Consider the following 18,213-nt stretch of genomic DNA (forward strand, 5'->3'; position numbering starts at 1 on the left):
ACTCCCTTGCTCTATATTTCTTTAGAGCGGGGAGTTTTCGTCATTTGTATCACTGTAAACTATAGCGAGTGCATCCATCAAATCCTGAAAATCATCTTTTAAGAAAGAAAAAATGGCATATGATCCAAACAAAAAAGGAACTTCAGGTACAAATGGTCTCCCTCACTTACCTAAAAGCTTTTTTTCATTCTTTCAGCATAGATAACTTCAATTTTTTTTCACAATTTTTGTGGTATGATTTTGAAAATAGAGAAAGCAAAGGAGCGGAAGAATGGAACGTGTGAAATATGTTTTGATCTGTTTATCAGCTCTACTTTTATTCGTTACAGGCTGTGGAAAAGAACAGCAATTTACGCCGCCAGGCAGCTCTCAATCCATCGCTGTCATCTCTCAATTAAAAAAAGCCTCCTTTTCAATAGTTGATATACAAAAAAATAAAATGCTCTCTTCTGTGGATTTAAAACACCCACTCACTGATCTTATTCAAATCAATAAAGACGTCATCATCGCTACTAGTAAAGAGGGAGAATCCCTTATCGAAATTAATCTAAAACACGGGACAGCAGCAGATTATATGAATGTGGATAAAGGACTGACTTCCCTTACATATGATGCAGCTTCTCATACATTAATCGCTGCCAACTCACAGAAAAATGTCGTTTATTTTATTGATACGGAGCGCAAAAAAATAAAATCGACTGTAAAAACTGGAAAATCACCTTCTTCTATGACTCTTTCTTCGTCAGGTATTTTATTTGTTTTAAATGCAGAAAGTCATACTGTCTCCGTCATAGATATTGAAAAGGAAAAAAATATACGTACGTTTTCTGTACTTGAACGGCCTTCTGGGATTCATTTTGATGGACAGTCCATTTGGATCGGCGGTCATGGTAAACAAGGCACCTTAAATAAGAGTATTTTTGCTTATGACCCTAAAACAGGCAAGAAACAGCGAGAAATAAAGCTAGGCGTTATGCCTGTTGCATTTTTTCCAGAGAAAAATTCTTCTACTTTATATGTACTATGTCATGGAGATCATACGCTATACAAAGTAGATACCAAAACAAATAAACAGCTTGCTTCTGTTGAAACTGGTCAAAATCCGAATTATATCACTGCTGATACGTCATCAATTTATGTGAGTAACTTGGATGACAATTCAGTATCCATCATCGATAAACACTCATTTATCATGAAAAATCAACTGAATGTCCCATCAGGACCTTACGCTATCGTGTTGGAGGAAAAGAAATGAAGGAACAAATGCGTATTTTAATCGTAGATGATGAGCTTGATATGCTTGAGTTAATCGGATCTTTTTTAAAGAGACATGGCTTTCACATTATCACTGCGAATAATGGAAAAGATGCCTTGCATCAGCTTGAAAAGGAATCTGTTGATCTTGTTGTATTAGATATCATGATGCCTGACATGGATGGATTTGAAGTCTGTCAGCGTATTCGACAAACATCTCAAATACCGATTTTATTTTTAACAGCGAGGAGTTATGAAGAGGACCGTATTAGAGGACTTGAAATTGGAGCGGATGACTACATCATGAAGCCTTTCAGTCTGCGTGAGCTTGCAGCAAGAATTGAAACAACCCTGAGACGAATTAGAGGTCTTTCGCTAAAGCGCAACCGAATACAGATTGGTGACATGGAGATTGATCAAGATGGCAGACAAGTTTACCTCCATCAACAGCCCGTTAATTTAACAAGAAGAGAATTTGATTTACTCATGTTTCTTTTGCTCAACCAAGGACAAGTGTTTTCACGAGAACACCTTTATCAAAAATTGTGGGAATCACATTCAATGAGCGGCTCTTTAAGAACAGTCGATACACATATCAAAACGCTGCGACTAAAGTTAAAGGAAGCAGAACGATATATTAAAACCGTTTGGGGTGTCGGCTATAAGTTTGAGGAGGAAGAATGAAGCCATTATCGATTAAAAAGAAAGTACTCTTCTTAATTCTTGCAGTGATCGGAATCGTTGCAGCCTCAGCGCTTGCCCTTACCTTTTACTTATACCAGCACTTATATATTGATAAACAGATTGATTCCTTAAGTTTGCAAGGTAAGAAGCTTGCAGAAATCTATCACACACACGGGAAAGACAAGTATTTTACCGACAGAATGAAATGGGCAAATGACTCAAGTCAGGCGAACGTTATTTTTACAGATGATCCAATGGAGCTTTCAAGTGGTCTTCCTTTTGATACGAACACAAATGATAATCTCATTACGTTCAAGGAACGCCAAAAGCTCCTTCAAGGTGAAACCGTCGTGTTAATTAGAGAACACCCACAGTTTCACCAAGATATTCTTGGCATCGCCATCCCTGTTTTCTCAAGCAATGATGATCTATCGGGAACTATTTTCCTCTCCATGCCATTATCAGATGTATATGAACCCTTTGTCCAAATTAGATTGACGCTGGGTATATCCATCTCATTGATTCTGCTCCTGATATTTTTAATCGGATATAAGAGCTCCAATCACATTGTACAGACAATAAATAAAATGAAAAAAATTGCAATGGAAATGGAATCTGGCGATTTCTCAAAACGAATGGCCGTAACTAAAAAAGGAGACGAGTTAAACCAGCTTAGCCGCTCCTTTAATAAACTGTCTTCAACCCTCGAAAAAGTTGAGCAGCACCGCAGGGAATTTCTTGCGAATGTCTCTCACGAACTTAGAACGCCTTTAAGTTATATGAAAGGCTATGCAGAAGGAATTGAAGAAGGGGTCATTGATCAAAAAAAGGGGATGCAAATCATCCAAGATGAGGCCACACGTTTAAGCCGGCTTGTGCACGACCTTTTAGATCTTGCACAGTTAGAAGGTGACTCTTATCCACTTACGATGGAGCCAGTCGTCTTTGCACAGCTCATCCACGATGTTCTTGATCAAATGGCATTCATCGCTGACAAAAAAAGCATTATTTTCAAACGAACGCTAGAAGAGGATTGTATTGTTTATGGTGATAGCGACCGTCTCCAACAAGTGATACGTAATTTACTGGACAATGCCATTCATTACACGCCATCTGGGAAATCAATATCGATTGAATTACAAGTTCACCAAGGTGTTGCTGAATTGAAAGTGACCGACGAAGGCAGCGGTATTCCAAAAGAAGATCTTCCACATGTTTCTGAGCGATTTTATCGTGTAAATAAAGCACGAACAAGAAAGGATGGCGGCTCTGGCCTTGGACTAGCCGTTGTCTATCAAATCATCAAAAAACATCATGGAACATTCGACATTCAATCTGAGCCTGGCATTGGTACGACAGCCATCATTCAGCTGCCAAATACTCCTTTCACTGAAGACGTGCCAACCAAATAACAAATGAGATGAAGACTATCTATGAGAATCAGCTGTCTACATTTGAACAGTCTTCTTAACAACCACTATTTTTAATCCCTTTTTCATCACATATTCTATTTTTCAAAAGGGAGAGCTGAATGCTTCATTCACGAAATACTATCACAAAAAAAGCGTGCAAGACCTTCTTGAGAACGTCCTGCACGCTTTTAAATCAAACAGCTGTTTCAAACCGCTTTCTGTTGATGAAGAAAGAAAGAGTAATAATCAGATAAATGCCCATTGTGACCATCGTTTGGACAATTGGAGTTGTTGACACAACGCCGATGAAAATGGCAATGATCGCAATCACAGAAAACCATGTTGTGAAAGGATACAGCTTCACACGATATCCTCCTGGTTCTGCTACACTTCGAGATTTTAAATGCCCGACAGCAATAATAAACCAAATGAATAAGACCGTATAGCTTAAAGATCCCATTAAATAATTAAAGGTTTGACTTCCTACAAAAAGAGAAATCAATACAGCAGCATACAATGTAGATGTACACACTAGGATCGCTCTGACAGGCACCTGCTGTTTTGATAGCTTTGAGAAGCCCTTCCATACACGCCCATCCATCGCTTGCGTATAAAGTACCCTTGAGGATGCGTACAGCCCAGAGTTCATAGAAGACAAGATCGCTAATAAAATGATACCGTTCATGATGTCACTTGCGTATGGCACGCCAATCGTTGCAAACACGGTGACGAATGGACTCACTTGCTCATTGTTTACTTGATTCCAGGGAATCAAGCTGACGATGATGAAGAACGGCAGTACATAGAAACCGATGATTCGTACAAATGTACTTTGAATGGCTTTTGGGATGACTTTTTCAGGGTTTTTTGTTTCTGCTAATGTGACCCCGATCATTTCAGTCCCGCCATATGAATACACCACCACAAGCATGGCCGCAATTAAGCCGCCTGTTCCATTCGGGAAAAATCCTCCGTGGTCGGTTAAGTTGGATAATCCCGGTGCAGCATGCTGACCAAATGAGACAAACAGCATGGTTAACCCAATGATAATAAATAAAATAATGACAGCAATTTTAATAGAAGCTAACCAGTACTCCGTCTCAGCAAACATTTTAACAGAACAAACATTGATCAATGTCACAACAAGTGAAATGATTAACACAAGTATCCAAATCGGCACCTGTGGGAACCAGTACTGAATAAAGATCGCAGATACGATTGCTTCTGCTGCAATGTTCAGCACCCACATTTTCCAGTATATCCAGTCTAAGAAATAAGCCGGATATTTCCCTAACACCGGTTCAATTAAATCACGGAATGTTCTTGCGCCAGGTCGTGCAACCGTCATTTCGGCAAGTCCTTGCATAATAAATAATAAAATAAGACCACCAATCATATATGCCAAAATGACAGCAGGACCTGCGATATCAATAGCGGAGCTGCTTCCTTTAAACAGACCAGCACCAATTGCACCACCAAGTGCGAGCATCATAATATGCCTTGACGTCATTGTTCGTTTTAACTGCACATGTTCCTTTTCCATTTTCTATAGCTCCTTTAAATTTGAATCTTCAGACAAATATAGGATAAAAACATATAAAAAGGCCAGTCATCTCCTTGAAGAGACGACTGACCTTGCAACCGCGTTACCACTCTAATTGATTCAGCCATAGCTGAATCCAACTTAAAACCCGTTAACGGAGGTCACACGTAAAGACTTACTATTCATTCAGTCTTACCGCTCTTTGAGCGAGTTCAATGATTCGTTTTACTGCGTTGCACCAACCCGCAGCTCTCTTAAAAAAACGGATGTTCATCTACTATTCTCAAGTCAAAGCGTTTATAGTCAATTTGTATATTCATCAAAGATTTTATTTTTTAAATATACTGACTAACCACGCAATTGTCAACATCCTTTTTCAGACATTCTCTTTTAACGAATCCAAACAGCTACTTCATCCATCGGACGGCGCGTTTTGCCGCGCTTTGGCTCGGTGACACGATAACCAAAGGCTGCCATGACAGAAATATCATACTGACCATCCTCAAGCAGCCCTTCTTCATCTAGAATGCGATGAATCTCATCGTAGCTGAATCCCTCGACCGGGCATGAATCAATGCCAATTTGTGCAGCAGCTGTCATCATGTTTCCAAGGGCAATATACGTTTGTTTTGAAGCCCAGTCAAAGAGCGTACGTTCATTTTCTAACAAATGAAGATCATTCTCTTGGAATTCTTGGTAGCGTCCCTTCACCATCTCGAACGTTTCGTCTGACATTCCTTTGATTTGCTTGTTGATGTATTCTGCATATGCTGAATCATAACGGGCGTCTGTTCTTGCCAAGATGATCACAAAATGGCTGGCAGTAGGAAGCTGCTTTTGCGCTCCCCATGTATACTCTTTTAATTTTTCTCTAAATGCTTCATTTTGAACAACGAGGAACTTCCAAGGCTCAAATCCTACAGAGCTTGGGGAAAGTCTTCCTGTTTCTAAAATAAATGCAAAATCATCCTCTGATATTTTTTTCGTTGGATCAAACTCTTTTGTCGCATGGCGGAACTCATACGCCTCAATGATTTCTTTTTTTAATTGCTCTTTGTCTTGCATTGTATTCATCCTTTCTATTAACCAATTAGGGCGTTAGTTTCATCAATCCAATTTCTTTCCATTCCCATATAGAAATTGTTATGATAAAAAAACAACAGCCCGAATGTGTGATGTGATATCCCTATGGTATAAGAAAAGCTTCGAGTGATTCAAGTACGCACATTTTTGTTCGTTAGGTACCATCTTGTTCGTGTATCACCAAATTTGTCTTAGAAAGGAGTGTTAAGATGAGTGCACCATCCAATCCAGTCAGTATTGTCAATCATGGCTGTCCCGTTTCAGTGACGACAAGTGTCATCGGAGGGAAATGGAAAGGAGTCATCCTTTATCATTTGACTTGCGGACCAAAACGCTACAATGAATTGCGCCGGCTGCTGCCAAGAATTTCTCAGCGTGTCCTCACACTGCAATTGCGTGAGCTTGAACAAGACGGCATTGTTCATAGAGAAGTCTATGAGGAGGTCCCCCCTCGTGTCGAATATTCACTCACTTCTCTCGGAAATACATTAAAGCCTATCATCTTCGCCATGCGTGAATGGGGCGAATCCTATGGGAGAGAAGCGCGCCCAAAAGAAAAAAGCTGCCATCTCTAGCAGCTTTTTTTAAGATGAAATTGCCGTTGGCTCTTGCTGTGGATCATCCTTTACAAACAGGATGCCAAGCTGATGATGCTCCCCTTCGTAAGAAGCACGTTTCTCAAATCTTGTCTGACCATTTAAGCCAATGATCTCGAGCTTTGTTAGAGCACGATTGGTTTGAAGGGCTTCATAAAATTCCGAAACGGTTTTGACTTCAATTCCATTCACTTTTGTGATGACTTCTCCGATCTCAAGCTTTAAATCAGCCGCTGGTGTATTTGGAATAATCCCCAGCACCATCAGCCCTTGATTACGCTTAGAGAAGTAGAACGGAGCAGCATTGTCATTGACCCTCTGTTTCCATGAGAGAAAGGCTCTTCCTATCACCGCAATCAATACAGCTCCCCAAGCAATCGGTTCAAACCAAATACTTGCAGCACCTAATAAGGCGACAGCGAGTCCGAGCATGAGAATACGCCGCGCTGTAATTTGAATACTAACAATTGGCAGTGAGCCTTGAATTCTCTGACCGAATCCGATGATATATGGAATCAAAATAAATGAAAAGCTTTGATCATGTACTTGAAGCACCGGCCACCATGGCAGAGAAGAAGTGAATTCACCTGCCGGCATCAGCAAAACAAGCGGTAAAAGCCACAGACGGTTTGCCCGCTGCTGACCAATTAAAAGTCCTCTCGCACTCATCACCATAGCAGGCGATGTACGTAAATGCGCCGTTCGATAGGCTAGAATCCCCTCCGTCATTAATAGAAGTCCTAGCAGAATGACAACGGCTGATGCATTCATCATTGAGAGCTGCGGCAGCCAAGAATGACTCACTTGGAAATGCATCAGTCCAAGTGCCGCAATAAAACTGAAACCGAGTGTGTATGCAGACGAAAGCGCACTCGCCTTAAAGAATAAAGAGAAAACGATGGTCATCGCTGCAATCAGCACGATGAATCCAGGGGGGAGGGCAATCCCTAAGCCTACTGAAATAACGGATAGGCAAATCCCTAGAATCCATCCCTTTGAATATGTAAATTTAAGTTCATCGTATACATCTTCTATTCTTGTTTGAAACGCTTTTCTCTCCCGCTTTACGCGGATGTAGCCATGCAATAGGCTGATTAATATCATGAAATAAAAAAGAGGATGGATTAAAAACAGACCGACCGCTTTTAATCCAGCTCCCATCCACTCCGAGCTCATTATCGTTCACCGCCCAAGTCAAGCATTTTCTCTTATTCTATCAAATAAATCGATGCTTGACATCAGGTTTATTTCTCCTGATTCATCCAAAGTGTGACATTCGACAGTGAAAAATCTTTTAAGTAGTGATTGACATCTACATCTAGTATGCCGCCGAGCAGCTGCATCGACCTCTTGATGTCGGTTAAGTTTATACCAAGTCTCTTATGATTATCCATTAAATAATTGAAGTATATCTCAGCACAGTCTTCATCGATTTCGTCGACTGATTCTACCGTTGTGTAATTGACCAAGTACCTGCTTAACAGCATGAGCAGACTTAATGCCTTTGTAGCGGAAAACGTCACATCTTTCGTACGACTCTTAAGTTCCTCTACCAACTCGTAATATTTTTTCTCTCTCACAATACTTGCCCTTTTCAATTGTGTACCCCCATTTACTAGTTCTTTTAAGAAAAGCGCAAACCTCGGTACAGCTTCATGCTCAAGCTGAATATCCGCAAAAAATAAAATATTTAAAATGAGTGCTACTTTTTATTGTAAGAATTATTTATGTAACATACAACTTTCAAAAGTTTCATTTTCATGACATGTTTAAATCAACAGAAAGTCTCTTATATACATATGTTATCGGGTAAAATTGAAGGAATGTTATGTTTTTTGTAAAATAAATGAATATATTTCTCGATATAATTTATTTTTAATCATAAATTATTACATGTTCATGACACTTATGAACCAAAAAAAAGAGGCTATTATTCGCCTCTTTATTTTTTAAGATATAGTGCTTTTAGTGCAGTCTGTAATTGAAGATCATTTTTTTCGTATGATTTCACTTCATCCACCATTTTGTTCATCATTTCCGCTGTTTTCAAATCAATGACACCTGATTTATCGAGATTGTATGTGCTTTGGAAGGCAAGTACGGCCTTTTTCGTTTCTTCATCAAAGTATCCATCTACTCTGCCAGGGTCAAATGACAATCCCTTTAACAGCGTCTGCGCTTGTCTCACTTCTTCATTGTTCATATCACGCTGAAGCGGTTCTTTTAGCTGAAGCGGACCTGCGGTAAAGTAATCCGGCTGATGAATCGCAATTGTCGGTACGACGCCTTTTTTGTGAATCCAATTGCCTTTTGGCGTGAGCCATTTATACAGCGTTAATTTAATATTACTTCCATCTCCCATCGGAACCGCCTGCTGCACAGTTCCTTTTCCAAAGGAGACATCACCGACGACTTCATACTTTCCAGCTTCTTTCATGGCTCCAGCAAGTATTTCCGAAGCGGAAGCACTGCCTTTATCAATTAAGACATTGACTGGGTAAGGCTTTTTTTCTTTCAGTTTTGAAAAATATCGTTTCCGGTCGCCATTCCGTTCTGCGATTTGAATATAAGGCTGATCCTTCGTAATAAAATGCTTCAAAATATCTTCCACACTTTGCAGATAGCCGCCAGGGTTTCCTCTCACATCCAGTACAAGGCCTTCTATGCCCTTTTTCTCGAGCTGTTTCAAGCTTGAAGTGAAATCCTTCGCCGTATCTTCAGAGAAGCTGGAGATCGCAATATAGCCTGTTTTATGACCATTTACCTCTTTTACAGAGGAAGTCACTGTTTCAAGCGGGATTTCTTCTCGTTTGATATGGAACGTTAGCTCTTTTTCAATCCCGTTTCGTTTGATTGTTAAGGCGACAGACGTTCCTTTTTTTCCTCTTATTTTCAGTACAGCATCGTTTAAGCTTTTTTCTTTCATCGGCTCACCGTCTATACTGATGACTTCATCTTTCGGCTTTAGACCTGCTTTTGCCGCAGGGGATTTTTTAAAGGCGGAGACAATAATGATCTTTCCTTCATCCATCCCCACTTCTGCCCCAATTCCCTCAAAGGAAGAATCAAGCGAATCAGAAAATTGCTTTGCGGTTTGCTTGTCCATGTATACTGAATACGGATCGTTTAAAGTCGAAAGCATTCCTTGGATCGCGCCTTCAAGCAGCTTTTGCCGATCCACTTCCTCTACATATTCATTTGAAATAAGGTCATAGGCTTTCTCGATCTTTTCCATCCCATTCTCTTTCGCCTTATCACTTGATTGAGCTTGTCCAGCCATTGCAGCTGCTGCTTGCGGTGACTCCGCATGAGTTCCCTCTTTATGCGTCATCACACCTGCACTTATTAAGAGAACGACACTTGCCATAATAGATGCGATTTGTTTTTTCATATTTGGCCTCCTTCTTCAACTCTTCCTGATGACCTGAGTTATTATATGCCAGAAGAAGGGATTTCATGTAAAGACATTCTCCCGTGAAGGCTTGACGAATCATTTTATTAGGTGTAATTTTTATTTTGTTATGATTGAGAAGGAGTCTTCGCTATGTATATTATCTTGACGATGCTTTTATTAGGAATTTTATTAGGTTTTGTAGGAGCAGGCGGGGCAGGATTTGTCATCGCATTGCTTACGTTAATTTTTGATATCCCTATCCATACAGCACTCGGGACGTCATTAGCCGCCATGGCATTTACGACACTATCAGGTGCATACAGCCACTACCGGGAAGGGAACATTCAGCTGAAATCTGGTTTGATTGTCGGGGCACTTGCTTGTATCGCTTCTTTTGCCGGGGCTAAGGTTGCTCCTTTTATTCCAGAAGAGAGTCTGCACTATTTAACAGCAGGGATGCTTTTTTTATCCGCTGTTTTTATGATGATCAAACTATTTGTTCTTAATGAAGAGGCTGAGCAGCAGCCGCTTTCTTCTCGTCAGCTGATGACAAGAGGCATTATTTTAGGCCTTGTGTCTGGGATGCTGTCAGGCATGTTTGGTATCGGGTCTGCACCATTCATTCAAGTAGGACTTTTGATTTTACTGAAGCTGTCGATTAGGCAAGCCGTTGGCACGACCATGCTTGTCATTATTCCGATTTCCATCGGCGGTGGAATTGGATATATTTCAGAGGGCTATGTTGATTTTATCTTGCTGATCCAAATATTAATTGGCACCGTATTAGGCGCATTTATCGGCGCGAAATTCACACGCCTTGCACCGAAGCTCTTATTGAAATCAGCTGTTCTGTTAACACCTATTATTGCCGGATTACTGCTGTTATTTTAATTCTAACTAGATCAAAAAAGCCGATAACATCATGTTATCGGCTTTTTGATTAGCGGATATATTGCGCTGGATTGACTGCATTTGATTTTGCGCCATTCCATAATCCTTTATGAATTTCAAAGTGAAGATGCTGACCATGCGATTGGCCGGTATTTCCCATATATCCAAGGAATTGTCCTTGTTCGACTCTCTGTCCTGTTGACACACTTCTTGTAGACAGGTGGGCGTATACAGTTTGATATGTCTGTCCATTGATATTGTGCGTAATGAACACAACATTTCCGTAGCTCGATGAGTAGCTGGAGTTCGTGACTGTTCCAGATGCTGCTGCATAGACAGGAACTGTGCCTTTTGCTGCAATATCTAATCCGAAGTGGTTTCCGCCAGAACGTCCGCCAAAGCCAGATGAGAAACGTCCTGCAGCTGGTTTAATAAAGCCAGAGCTGCTTGCTGGTGTATCAGACACTTGATCTGAGCCGCCGCTGTGAGGTGCAGGTCCATTTTTTTCAGCTGCTTGTTTTGCTTTCTTCGCTTCTTCCTTTTGTCGGTGTGCTTCCTCAGATTTCACAGCCGCTTTTTGATTCGCTAGGATTTCTTGTTCATTCTCAAGCTTGCCTAGTTCATCATGAGCATGATTTTTTTTATCTGTCACATCACCTAAAATGTGTTCTTTTTGTTTGTGCTTCTTAGATAAATCTTTTTTCAGTGCTTCTAGCTCTTTCAGAGATGTTTCAAGTCCGCTTAGCTGATTATTTAGCTCTGCTTCTTTTTGCTCCACCAGCTTTAAATCATTTTCATGTTCTGTAATCATGTCTTTGTCTGCTTCGACAATCGTTGTGACAGCCCCAACACGACCGACAAAATCACTAAAGCTGCGAGCACCTAGCAGCACATCTAAATAGTTGATCGTACCGCCGCTTTTTTGCATTGAACGAATTCGGTCTTTGAAAATGGCTTTTCTTTTTTCAATTCGCTCATTGATGACTTGAATGTCTTTTTTTAGCTTCTTGATTTCTTGCTTCGTTTTTTTAACTTCTTTCTCTTTTTCAGCGACTTTTTCAGTTGCAGTACTTACCTTTTGGTCAATTTGTTCAATTTCTTTCTTGAGCTTTGATTCTTTCTTTTCAAGCTTTGCCAGCTCTGACTGCTTCTTCTTCAAGCTTGATTCAGTCTTCGATGTTTTCTCTTCGATTTGTTGACGTTTTTGATCTAGGTCTTCGTATGCGAATGCACGATTCTCGTTCCCTGGAATGTATAGCCACGTTGTTCCAATAAACGCTGCCATTCCAGCCATCATCAGCTTTCTTTTCAAAACGATATTCCCCTCCCATGACAACTGTCGACATGAAGAGCCGACCGGATGAATCGGATCAACCGGTCACATCTTCTATAGAATCCTCGAATGCTGCCATCAAAATATATTTATACTTTTAAGAATTTACGGATAGACGTTAAGCTTCCCCATACACCAATGATTGCACCGATCACTAGCAGGACCAGTGATACTTGATAGACAAACGGATTGTATGGAAGCATTGAAATAAATGAGCCTTGTACTCTCGGTGCGACCCAGCCAACTGCATATTGATACGTGCCAAGCAATAGGGCAATTGGTATAATGGAACCAAATACACCAAGCAATAATCCTTCAATGAAGAATGGCCAGCGGATAAACCAGTTCGTTGCACCTACCAGCTTCATAATCTCAATTTCTTTACGTCTAGCAAAAATCGTAATTTTGATCGTATTGGAGATTAAGAACATAGCTGTAAATAACAGCCCAATAATGAGCACAATGCCGACATTACGCGCTACTCCAACTACATTGAAGAGTCGGCTGACCTCTTCTTTCCCATAGGTTACTTTATATGTACCCTTTAGGTTTTCTAATTTCTTCGCTACTTTTGGTGTATCGTGAGGATCTGTTGTTTTCACAATAAACGCATCGTTTAATGGATTTTCTTGATCAACAAGTCCCATGGATTGTCCATTTTCTCCAAAGCTTTTAATCAGCGCTTTCAGTTCGTCATCCTTAGATGAGTACTTCACATTACTGATTTCAGGAATCTTTTCAATTTCTGCTTTTAATTCATCCTGTTGCTTTTGATTCGCCGTTAATTCGATTAATACTTTTACTTCTACTTCTTTTTCAGCGTTCGATGCCATGTTATTCAAGTTGAGCATAATCACAAGGAAAACCCCAACTAAAATCAATGTGACAGTAACCGCACTAATTGATGCAAATGTCATCCACGTGTTTCTTCCAAGTGAACGGAAGCTCTCACGTAAATGCCGCGAGAGAGTTTTAATCATAAATTCCGTACTCCCCTCTTGCTTCGTCACGCACAATCATTCCATCTTCGATTGCGATGACGCGTTTCTTCATGGTGTTTACAATTTCTTTGTTGTGTGTCGCCATAACCACTGTTGTTCCGCGGTTATTAATCTCTTCGAGCGTCTTCATGATTTCCCAAGAAGTGTCTGGATCAAGGTTTCCTGTCGGCTCATCTGCAATGACGACCTCAGGGCTATTAACAATCGAGCGGGCGATAGACACACGCTGCTGTTCACCGCCGGACAGCTGGTCAGGAAATTGACGCGCTCTGTGCTTTAGCTGAACCAGATCGAGAACATCAAGCACTTTTTTCTTAATGATATGAGGCTGTTCACCAATCACTTCAAGAGCAAATGCTACGTTCTCAAACACAGTAAGAGTTGGGAGCAGCTTGAAATCTTGGAATACTACGCCAATTTCTCTTCTTACGTAAGGAATTTCTTTTTCCTTCATTGAGCCTAAATCTTTGTTATTAATTAAGATTTGCCCTTTGGTTGGCTTCTCTTCACGATACATCATTTTGATGAAAGTGGATTTACCAGCACCACTGGGACCAACAACATACACAAACTCTCCTGGATGGATAGAGACATTGATTCCATTGATCGCCTTTACGCCATTAGGATAGATCTTGTAGACTTCCTTCATTTGAATCATGTAATCACCTAATCTTTTCTTATTCGCTGACTAACAGCTTATCATGATGTTTTGACACTTCTCGTCAAAAAACGTTATGTATGGTCACGCACATACCCTTCGATACTTACTAACAATTTATGTCCTTTTCATCCAAAAAGATGAAAAAATTGAATCGTCTAAATTTCAACAACTCCAATTATACGTCATGAATCGACGCAATGGTATTACATTTATATTTCAAAACTTATAAATAAAAGGTAAATAGAACAATCAAAACCGAAAAACATGCCTTTATACCCTTATTTTTTAAATAAAATTTAATATAATGCGTTTTCATACTATCCAAAAGTCTTTTTCTACATATAAAAAAACAAAAAAACCTTGTCGATTAGACAAAGGTTTTATTTTTTCTCTGCAAGCCATTTTGCTACTTCTTTTGCCTGCTTCTCATCTACCATACCGCTTGGCATAGAGCCTTTACCGTTTTGCGCAATATCTGCGATTTGGCTTTCATTATATTTCTTCCCTACTTCCTTCAGGCTTGGACCGCCTCCGCCAGATAGGTCTTTCCCATGACAGCCGATACAGTTTTGCTGATAGATCTCCTCACCACTGCTTACAGATGATGCACTTTTGCTGCCTTCTTTGTCGCTGCTGCTTGAATTTCCTCCACAAGCCGCGAGAACAAGAAGCATCGCTGCAAATAGCATCGTTAATCCGCTTTTTTTCATCTATTTCCCTCCCTTACAATCATTTGGTCAACGCTATTATATCCTTGTTTATGCCCTTTTAAAACCCTCACCAAGCACCTCTTTTGCATCCATCACGATGACAAATGCTGATGCATCGATTGCTTTCACCACTTGTTTCAACTTTGTGAATTGTGACTGCCCAACGACACACATCAAAATTGGGCGGTCATGATCGGTATATCCTCCGACTGCTGAGATCTTCGTCACACCGCGGTCAATTTGATCAAAAACCGCCTGTCTGACCTCATCTTCATGCCCTGTAATGATCATTGCCATTTTTGAATGACTGAAGCCAGCCTGTACCACATCAATCGTTTTACTAGAAATAAACACACCAATGACCGCGTACAGCCCCTCTTCAATTCCAAAGACCGTCATCGCAGCCAGAACAATCAAGCCATCCATCATCGCTAAACAGGTGCCTAGCGTGAGTCCTGTGTACTTATTGATGATTTTGGCAGCGAGTGCTGTTCCACCCGTTGATCCATTCCCAAGGAACACGAGCCCTATTCCGATCCCAATGACCACACCGCCAAATATAGCCGCCAGCAGTGCTTCATGTGTGACAGGTGCAATATGTCTTGTGACAAACACCATGAAAGGTAAAAAAATCGAGCCAACGAGTGTTTTCACTCCAAATGTACCGCCTAATAAATAAAAGCCAGCGATAAACAGGGGAATATTAAGCCCCCATTGCACATACGCCGCTTCAAAGCCGAATGACTGCATAATGGTACTAATGCCGCTCACACCGCCTGCTGCAATCTGATTCGGTAATAATAACGTATTAAAACCAATCGCCACGATGGCAGATCCGATTAAAATGAACAAATAATTTTTCACTTCGATCCAAAATTGTGAATGTCCCTGCTTCATGTCTGTCTTCCTCCGTTACTTCTGAATGCACACCTATTTTAATCCCTCTTAAAACGATTGTAAATAACAGCCAAATGCAGTGCTAATGGATTAATACTTTATCACACAGACGGATCAGCGTACTTGCCGGTTGGCATAAGATGAATTGATGGTATATTTAATATGTACATGAGAAAGAAGGGGCATGCGATGAAGAAAATACTGAAGATAACAGGTATGACATTACTTGCACTGATCATCTTAGCTTTTGGTGCTTTCTATACATGGAGCCGCTTTACATATGGACCATCAGAAGCATTAAAAAAACAAGTGAACATGGAGCAAGTGGAACATAAAAACAATGTTTATACATTTGAAACATCAAAAAGTGATACTGGCATCATTCTCTATCCTGGGGCAAAGGTGGAACCACTTGCGTATGCCTATATCGGGGATACGCTGATGAAAAAAGGCTACTCTGTCTTTATCCCTGACATGCCATTTTCCTTTGCGATCTTCAATCCAAACAAAGCGCAGGACATCATCAAAGATCACCAATCGATCAAACACTGGTATATTGGCGGACATTCACTTGGCGGGGCAGCTGCCGCTATGTTTGCAGAAAAAAATCAGAGCAAGCTCGATGGACTCTTTTTCCTAGCATCTTATCCAGCATCAGATGACCTGAAACAATCGTCACTAAAAATCCTCTCTATTTCAGGTGAAAAGGATGGGCTGGCAACACAAGAAAAAATCAAAAAATCGAAAGCAAATCTGCCGTCTCAAACCGTTTTTCATGAAATAAAAGGCGGGAATCATGCGCAGTTTGGCATGTATGGCAAACAAAAAGGGGATCAGCCAGCGGACATTCCAGCCCTGTCGCAGCAAAATGATCTCATCCAGACAATGGTTGACTGGCTGAAGCCAGCAAAAAAGCTCCCATAATAGGAGCTTTTCATTTTTTATTTTTTTTTCACCTCTAAAAATTCTTCAGCATCTGCTACAGCCAAACGAATGGCTTCTTCCCAAAATGCTTTTTGGGTAAGGTCAACGCCTAGATGCTTTTTGGCTAAATCTTCTACTGTCATTGAAGCAGTATCCTTTAATAATGCAATGTATTTCTCTTCAAACGATGTACCAGCCTGCAATGCTTTTGCGTAAATTCCTAACGAGAACATGTATCCAAAGGTGTATGGAAAATTATAAAATGGAACATTCGTGATATGGAAATGCAGCTTAGAAGCCCAGAAATGCGGATGGTATTCATCTAATGAGTCACCGAACGCTTCCTTCTGCGCTTCGACCATCAATTCATTCAATCTGTCAGCCGGCACTTCTCCTTGTTTACGCTCTTCATAAAAGCGCTGTTCAAATAAGAAACGAGATTGAATGTTCATGAAGAAAGCTACACTGCGCTGCAGCTTATCCTCTAACAGGCTGAGCCGCTCCTCTTCATTTGCCGCTTCTTTTAATGAGGCATCAGCTACAATCATTTCTGCGAATGTCGAAGCTGTTTCAGCTACATTCATTGCGTATTTGCGATTCAGAATGCGAACATCCTGCATCACTTCCTGATGGAACGAATGACCAAGCTCATGCGCTAGTGTCGCCACATTGGATGGACTTCCTGAGAAAGTCATAAAAATACGTGATTCTCCGCTGTCAGGGAAATTTGTACAAAAGCCGCCTACCCGTTTGTTTGGACGGTCCTCAGCTTCTACCCAGCGTTCATTAAAGGCTTTTTCTGTAAAAGCAGCGAGCTCTTCTCCAAATCCTGCGAAATGTTTCACAATAAAAGCAGCTGCTTCTTGATAAGGATAGATTTTGGTCTCATTGCCGATAGGAGCCCCAACATCGAACCAGCTCAGCTTATCCACTCCAAGCATGTCAGCTTTTCGGTGTAAATAATCAATGAATGGCTGCTTATGTTCATCAATCACAGACCACATTGCATCCAGGGTTTCTTGTTTCATCCGGCAAATTTCAAGCGGTTCTTTTAAAATGTGATCCCAGCCCCTTGCTTCATACACTTGCAAACGAAAACCAGCAAGGTGATTGAGCGTACTAGCAAATAAATGTTCATCCTGCTTCCATGCATGCTCTAGGTTGTGATAAACGGCCTTTCTGACTTCACGATCTGAATCATCCATAGCATTTTCTGCTTGGCCTACAGAGATCATCTGCGTTTCTCCATGCTGTTCAAACGGAATGGTAATTTTATTGACTAAGCTGGAATAAAGCTCATCCCACGCATGGTACCCATCTACAGCCAGCTTTTGAATCAGCGTTTCTTGTTCAACAGGTAATTGATCCTTCACACGGTCTCTTCGCTCATTTAATATGTAGCGGACATCTGAAAAGGCTGCTGAATTCATCAATTCTTCCCACTTGTTTGCAGGGATAGCAGCTAGCGCTTGATCAAACAGTGCAAGGATGGTTCCTAAATCAGCTTCTAGGTTGGCAATCGTACCTCGAAGGCTGCCTGCCTTCATATCCTTCGTATTTTGAGCTTGTAGGCAGGATACAAATGAACCTGCTTGAGACAATTTTTTATATGTAGTTTCATACGCGTCAAGGACAGACGTTAATTGGCTTTCAATGTGTGTATCTTCTTTTGAAAAGGCATCCACCTTTTGTCGTAATTCATCTAGTAGCTGCTGAATGTTTTGCAGGTATGTCTTAAATTCTGGTGAAGAACTGCCTCCTTTAAAAAAGGCATCTAAATCCCACGTTTCTTGCAATGGTGTTAATCCCAAAATATTTCCCCCTTTATTT

General features: G+C 40.7%; 17 protein-coding genes and 1 other annotated feature. Of the genes, 6 read left to right on the forward strand and 11 right to left on the reverse strand.

The window, feature by feature from the left end:
* Positions 1-271: 271 nt before the first annotated feature.
* From MHB41_RS16085 to MHB41_RS16095, 3 genes are read left to right on the forward strand one after another with little or no spacing between them, the layout of a single operon-like run.
* A complete protein-coding gene (locus MHB41_RS16085; RefSeq protein ID WP_144496408.1) occupies positions 272-1,255 on the forward strand; it encodes a YncE family protein in 984 nt (327 codons plus the stop codon).
* Entirely contained in the window at positions 1,252-1,938 is a 687-nt protein-coding gene (locus MHB41_RS16090) for a response regulator transcription factor (protein WP_101676518.1), read from the forward strand. The genes MHB41_RS16085 and MHB41_RS16090 overlap by 4 nt, the downstream gene beginning before the upstream one ends.
* Positions 1,935-3,350, forward strand: coding sequence for a HAMP domain-containing sensor histidine kinase (locus MHB41_RS16095; protein WP_098677683.1), 1,416 nt, complete (start codon positions 1,935-1,937; stop codon positions 3,348-3,350). The genes MHB41_RS16090 and MHB41_RS16095 overlap by 4 nt, the downstream gene beginning before the upstream one ends.
* 193 nt (positions 3,351-3,543) lie before the next feature.
* Here MHB41_RS16095 and MHB41_RS16100 read toward each other — a convergent pair whose 3' ends face one another.
* Positions 3,544-4,893, reverse strand: a complete 1,350-nt coding sequence (locus MHB41_RS16100) for an amino acid permease (protein ID WP_034281072.1) — start codon at positions 4,891-4,893, stop codon at positions 3,544-3,546.
* A 75-nt stretch (positions 4,894-4,968) separates the two neighbouring features.
* Positions 4,969-5,194: a binding site (T-box leader), on the reverse strand.
* Between the two features lie 89 nt (positions 5,195-5,283).
* Positions 5,284-5,958, reverse strand: coding sequence for an NAD(P)H-dependent oxidoreductase (locus tag MHB41_RS16105; protein ID WP_034281073.1), 675 nt, complete (start codon positions 5,956-5,958; stop codon positions 5,284-5,286).
* 227 nt (positions 5,959-6,185) lie between these two features.
* Here MHB41_RS16105 and MHB41_RS16110 point away from each other — a divergent pair, with 227 nt between their 5' ends.
* Complete coding sequence (locus MHB41_RS16110; protein WP_046313076.1) at positions 6,186-6,551, forward strand: winged helix-turn-helix transcriptional regulator; 366 nt, start codon at positions 6,186-6,188, stop codon at positions 6,549-6,551.
* Between the two features lie 9 nt (positions 6,552-6,560).
* Here the strand turns inward: MHB41_RS16110 and MHB41_RS16115 are convergent, their stop codons facing one another.
* From MHB41_RS16115 to MHB41_RS16125, 3 genes are all read right to left on the reverse strand, one after another.
* Positions 6,561-7,748: a PDZ domain-containing protein gene (locus tag MHB41_RS16115; RefSeq protein WP_024426241.1), complete on the reverse strand. Its 1,188-nt coding sequence runs from the start codon at positions 7,746-7,748 to the stop codon at positions 6,561-6,563.
* A 68-nt stretch (positions 7,749-7,816) separates the two neighbouring features.
* A complete protein-coding gene (locus MHB41_RS16120) occupies positions 7,817-8,170 on the reverse strand; it encodes a swarming motility protein SwrAA (RefSeq protein WP_007500014.1) in 354 nt (117 codons plus the stop codon).
* Positions 8,171-8,514: 344 nt separating this feature from the next.
* Entirely contained in the window at positions 8,515-9,963 is a 1,449-nt protein-coding gene (locus MHB41_RS16125) for a S41 family peptidase (RefSeq protein WP_034281075.1), read from the reverse strand.
* A gap of 153 nt (positions 9,964-10,116) precedes the next feature.
* Between MHB41_RS16125 and MHB41_RS16130 the strand changes: the two genes are divergently transcribed.
* Positions 10,117-10,857, forward strand: coding sequence for a sulfite exporter TauE/SafE family protein (locus MHB41_RS16130; protein ID WP_024423598.1), 741 nt, complete (start codon positions 10,117-10,119; stop codon positions 10,855-10,857).
* Positions 10,858-10,906: 49 nt separating this feature from the next.
* On the opposite strand, the gene MHB41_RS16135 is transcribed toward MHB41_RS16130, so the two are convergent.
* The 5 genes from MHB41_RS16135 to MHB41_RS16155 all read right to left on the reverse strand — a co-directional run bounded on the left by MHB41_RS16135 (position 10,907) and on the right by MHB41_RS16155 (position 15,459).
* On the reverse strand, positions 10,907-12,169 hold the full coding sequence (locus MHB41_RS16135; protein WP_217008723.1) for a M23 family metallopeptidase: 1,263 nt from the start codon (positions 12,167-12,169) through the stop codon (positions 10,907-10,909).
* Positions 12,170-12,279: 110 nt separating this feature from the next.
* Positions 12,280-13,170: a permease-like cell division protein FtsX gene (gene ftsX / locus MHB41_RS16140; protein WP_034281079.1), complete on the reverse strand. Its 891-nt coding sequence runs from the start codon at positions 13,168-13,170 to the stop codon at positions 12,280-12,282.
* Entirely contained in the window at positions 13,163-13,849 is a 687-nt protein-coding gene (gene ftsE / locus MHB41_RS16145; RefSeq protein WP_024423601.1) for a cell division ATP-binding protein FtsE, read from the reverse strand. The genes ftsX and ftsE overlap by 8 nt, the downstream gene beginning before the upstream one ends.
* A 383-nt stretch (positions 13,850-14,232) precedes the next feature.
* Positions 14,233-14,562, reverse strand: coding sequence for a cytochrome c551 (gene cccB, locus MHB41_RS16150; protein WP_024423602.1), 330 nt, complete (start codon positions 14,560-14,562; stop codon positions 14,233-14,235).
* A 48-nt stretch (positions 14,563-14,610) separates the two neighbouring features.
* Entirely contained in the window at positions 14,611-15,459 is an 849-nt protein-coding gene (locus tag MHB41_RS16155) for a YitT family protein (protein ID WP_024426245.1), read from the reverse strand.
* Positions 15,460-15,648: 189 nt separating this feature from the next.
* Here MHB41_RS16155 and MHB41_RS16160 point away from each other — a divergent pair, with 189 nt between their 5' ends.
* Entirely contained in the window at positions 15,649-16,383 is a 735-nt protein-coding gene (locus MHB41_RS16160; protein ID WP_217008722.1) for an alpha/beta fold hydrolase, read from the forward strand.
* 17 nt (positions 16,384-16,400) lie between these two features.
* Here the strand turns inward: MHB41_RS16160 and MHB41_RS16165 are convergent, their stop codons facing one another.
* Entirely contained in the window at positions 16,401-18,194 is a 1,794-nt protein-coding gene (locus tag MHB41_RS16165) for a M3 family oligoendopeptidase (RefSeq protein ID WP_217008721.1), read from the reverse strand.
* Positions 18,195-18,213: the final 19 nt, after the last annotated feature.

The sequence above is a fragment of the Bacillus sp. FSL H7-0578 genome (assembly GCF_038630855.1).
Classification (GTDB): domain Bacteria; phylum Bacillota; class Bacilli; order Bacillales; family Bacillaceae; genus Bacillus; species Bacillus safensis.

Coding starts and splice junctions, on each gene's coding strand:
- MHB41_RS16110 (WP_046313076.1), top strand. CDS start 6,186: ATGAGTGCACCATCCAATCCAGTCAGTATTGTCAATCATGGCTGTCCC.
- MHB41_RS16130 (WP_024423598.1), top strand. CDS start 10,117: ATGTATATTATCTTGACGATGCTTTTATTAGGAATTTTATTAGGTTTT.
- MHB41_RS16095 (WP_098677683.1), top strand. CDS start 1,935: ATGAAGCCATTATCGATTAAAAAGAAAGTACTCTTCTTAATTCTTGCA.
- MHB41_RS16115 (WP_024426241.1), bottom strand. CDS start 7,748: ATGAGCTCGGAGTGGATGGGAGCTGGATTAAAAGCGGTCGGTCTGTTT.
- ftsE (WP_024423601.1), bottom strand. CDS start 13,849: ATGATTCAAATGAAGGAAGTCTACAAGATCTATCCTAATGGCGTAAAG.
- MHB41_RS16155 (WP_024426245.1), bottom strand. CDS start 15,459: ATGAAGCAGGGACATTCACAATTTTGGATCGAAGTGAAAAATTATTTG.
- ftsX (WP_034281079.1), bottom strand. CDS start 13,170: ATGATTAAAACTCTCTCGCGGCATTTACGTGAGAGCTTCCGTTCACTT.
- MHB41_RS16085 (WP_144496408.1), top strand. CDS start 272: ATGGAACGTGTGAAATATGTTTTGATCTGTTTATCAGCTCTACTTTTA.
- MHB41_RS16105 (WP_034281073.1), bottom strand. CDS start 5,958: ATGCAAGACAAAGAGCAATTAAAAAAAGAAATCATTGAGGCGTATGAG.
- MHB41_RS16160 (WP_217008722.1), top strand. CDS start 15,649: ATGAAGAAAATACTGAAGATAACAGGTATGACATTACTTGCACTGATC.
- MHB41_RS16125 (WP_034281075.1), bottom strand. CDS start 9,963: ATGAAAAAACAAATCGCATCTATTATGGCAAGTGTCGTTCTCTTAATA.
- MHB41_RS16090 (WP_101676518.1), top strand. CDS start 1,252: ATGAAGGAACAAATGCGTATTTTAATCGTAGATGATGAGCTTGATATG.
- cccB (WP_024423602.1), bottom strand. CDS start 14,562: ATGAAAAAAAGCGGATTAACGATGCTATTTGCAGCGATGCTTCTTGTT.
- MHB41_RS16100 (WP_034281072.1), bottom strand. CDS start 4,893: ATGGAAAAGGAACATGTGCAGTTAAAACGAACAATGACGTCAAGGCAT.